Origin of the sequence: Rhizobium sp. Root1204, from assembly GCF_001424965.1 — a bacterium.
In the GTDB taxonomy this organism is placed as follows: domain Bacteria; phylum Pseudomonadota; class Alphaproteobacteria; order Rhizobiales; family Rhizobiaceae; genus Pararhizobium.
Map to the genome: position 1 here is coordinate 1 of NZ_LMCZ01000039.1, position 2,878 is coordinate 2,878.

Consider the following 2,878-nt stretch of genomic DNA (forward strand, 5'->3'; position numbering starts at 1 on the left):
AATCCACGGTTCTCACACTGTCTATATTGACGTCCATATAGACAGAGCATCCAGTTCGCCTCACTTCTTAGCAAGGCGGCCCTCCTCGGATGCGTACTGTCTGGCTTAAAAGCGGATACAAGACCTTTGCGGATAAGATCGCTCTCTGTCAGGCGCTTGAGGTCATCGATAGCGAGATCGCCGGCGAATGTTAATGCAAGCCGCCGACTCCCAACAGCCGATCGACCGTGTCGTGGTCTGCAACGACTGCATGCGGCGTTCCGGTCCAGGCGATGAGGCCCCGTTCCAGCACGATGACCTGATCGGCGAAATCGAGCGCGCTCTGGATACGCTGTTCGACGAGCAGGATGGTCATGCCGCCGGTTCTGGCGAGTTCCGAGAAGGCTTTCATCAGTTCCTCGCAGATGACCGGCGCGAGGCCTTCGAGCGGTTCGAGCCGACATGTCCGATGAAACGGGGAGCACTCCACCGTATAGATATCTTGCGGCGCGCGAGGTTTTAGCCGTAAAGTTCTCAGCGTTTTTCACACGGCCGCAGGCCGCTCTCAGAGGCGAGAAGTTCGGGGGATGGAGCTTATTTTTCTTCGGTCGAAAGTTGGACGTTTCCGGTAAAGGAGATTGCCAGCTGGGACGCAACCTAGAATGAAGTGGAACGAGTGGACGATAGGAATATACTCTTGAGCTATTGCCTCATGGGTCTAACTGGTTGGCGATGTCGCAGCCCTATCCAGCTTTGACACTCACATTTGCCATAGGATCGACGCAGGCGCTGCCCGGATTTTTTCGCTGAATGGCGTCACACGATCATGATCGTGAAGCACAACCCCTTGCACGAATTTGTCGCCCGCCGCTTCTTGAAGTTTTTTCAGGCCGGAAAAATCTTTCGATCGCAGCGTCGCTGCGGATTTAACCTCGATGCCAACGATCCGGCCTCTCCGATCCTCCAGCACGAGATCGACTTCGTCCTGTTCGCGCGTCCGGAAATGTGAAGGTGTAACGTATCTCTCACTCCAGGTAAGAAGTTTGAGAACCTCGCCAACGACAAAGCACTCCAGCAGAGGCCCCAGACGTGTCCGGTCGGAACGGATCGCTTCTGCGTCGGCGTCGCGTAAAGTTGCTAGCAGACCGCTATCCAGCATGTGGAGTTTTGGCGACTTTATAAGCCGCGACAGGCGATTGGTGAACCAGGGGGAAAGTGATCGCACGAGGAAGAGGCGATCCAGGACCGCGACATACTTTTGAACTGTTGGGATCGAAAGACCAAGCGCTGTTGCAACGGCTTGATGATTGACAAGTTGTCCCACCTGTTCCGAAAGAAGCCGTGTTAAGCGCGGTAGCTTATCAAGCTGTTCAAGGTTTGCGATGTCGCGCACGTCCCGGTCGAGCACAAGTGCCAGATAATCTTCATGCCATGCTCTTCGACGGTTGGGATCGGTTCGCCGCAACGCCTCCGGATAACCGCCTTTTAGAATTGCTTCGACGAGACTTTCACCGATGACAGGTGGGGCTTCGACAACCGGTCCCTCTCCCTCAAATAGGCGATCAATCAGACGTCCCGGCGAACCAGAGATTTCGGCTTGTGCCAAAGGAAGCAAGGTGATGATTTCTATCCGACCGGCAAGGGAATCACCGACGTTAGGAAGCGCCATGACGTTGGCCGAACCGGTCAGCAGAAAGCGGCCCGGCCGTGGATCGTTATCGACGGTTTGTTTGATCGCCAACATAAGGTTTGGCGCCCGTTGGATTTCGTCGATGACCCCAGAGTTCACGCTGCGGATGAACTCAACCGGATCTCGGCGTGCGCGATCGAGTGTCGCCTCGTCGTCGAGAGTGAGATATGGCCTTTCCGTCGTCACAAAACGGCGCGCCAGCGTAGTTTTGCCCGCTTGTCGTGGGCCAACGATCATAACCACTCGCGTATCTTCGAGGGCTGCTTCAACCTTGCTTTCGGCGTAACGGCGAAAAAGGGGGCGAGATGACGGGGCGCTATTCATCCGCAGTTCTTAACGCAGTTGTCCGCGAAATTAAAGTGTCTTGACCGCGATTCTTAATTAAAAGTCTCGCGGATCGCAAATTGTGCCGTCAAACCTTCACCCCTGCGCTGCGCAAAATGGGGACTATGGGACTCAGGGCGCCTGGTGCAGGCAGCTTACATAAACCAACTACAACAAGCCATCTGTCATCATCCTCAATTGAGACGCGACAGGTCGACACGTGGGTCGGCGTTCGAGGGATCGGTGTTATCAGTGGCCATCGCAGCGCCGTTGGTGACGTACGGAGCGCGCGTATCATGGGCTCTGGCTTCCGATTCAACACGATCGGCTTCTATTTCCAGCGTTCCGGGATCCGGTTCTACGAAAACGGATTTGCCTTCGAAATGCCCGGTCTTCCAGGCATAAACGGCATCATCAAACGCCTCCGGCGGCTCTGATCCATACCATTTCGTGACTATGCGATAGAGCCTCGCGAACAGACCCGTCCCAACTCGAATATTTTCGCAAGCGTCAAACAGGTTGACCTTTAGCTCGGAGACTTTGTTCACACCGATCCCGGCGGGGTATTGCGTAACTCCAACTCTGACGACCGCATGGCCAACATATTTCGACACGATCGCCATCGCCTCCGCGCTGGTCCTTGCAACGGGCACAAGAACAAGCCGATCGCCGGATTTCACGGTAACTGATAGGGGGTTTGCGGAACCAGCCTCAGCAATGAACCGTTCGATGATGGCGGGCTTCAGGTCTGGAACCGCGCATTTGGTGATCAAGGCAGGATCAAACAAGCCCTGAGACGCCGGCAGGCTCGTGGCGGGTATTACAACGGCTACGATGCCAACCGCCAGGCAAGCTCCTTCCTCGGTGTCACACTCGACAATCTCG

General features: G+C 55.5%; 2 protein-coding genes and 1 pseudogene. All 3 read right to left on the bottom strand.

Going from position 1 to position 2,878, the window contains the following annotated elements; translation table 11 throughout:
• Positions 1-190 precede the first annotated feature (190 nt).
• Positions 191-433, bottom strand: a pseudogene (locus tag ASC96_RS24365) (ABC transporter ATP-binding protein); the annotation flags it as partial.
• A 306-nt stretch (positions 434-739) separates the two neighbouring features.
• Complete coding sequence (locus ASC96_RS24370; RefSeq protein WP_060505678.1) at positions 740-1,993, bottom strand: ATP-binding protein; 1,254 nt, start codon at positions 1,991-1,993, stop codon at positions 740-742.
• 194 nt (positions 1,994-2,187) lie between these two features.
• Entirely contained in the window at positions 2,188-2,781 is a 594-nt protein-coding gene (locus ASC96_RS24375) for a hypothetical protein (RefSeq protein ID WP_060505679.1), read from the bottom strand.
• Between the last annotated feature and the right edge of the window lie 97 nt (positions 2,782-2,878).

What these genes read in the sequence shown, in the direction of transcription:
- ASC96_RS24370 (WP_060505678.1), bottom strand. Translation starts at nt 1,993, where the DNA reads ATGAATAGCGCCCCGTCATCTCGCCCCCTTTTTCGCCGTTACGCCGAA.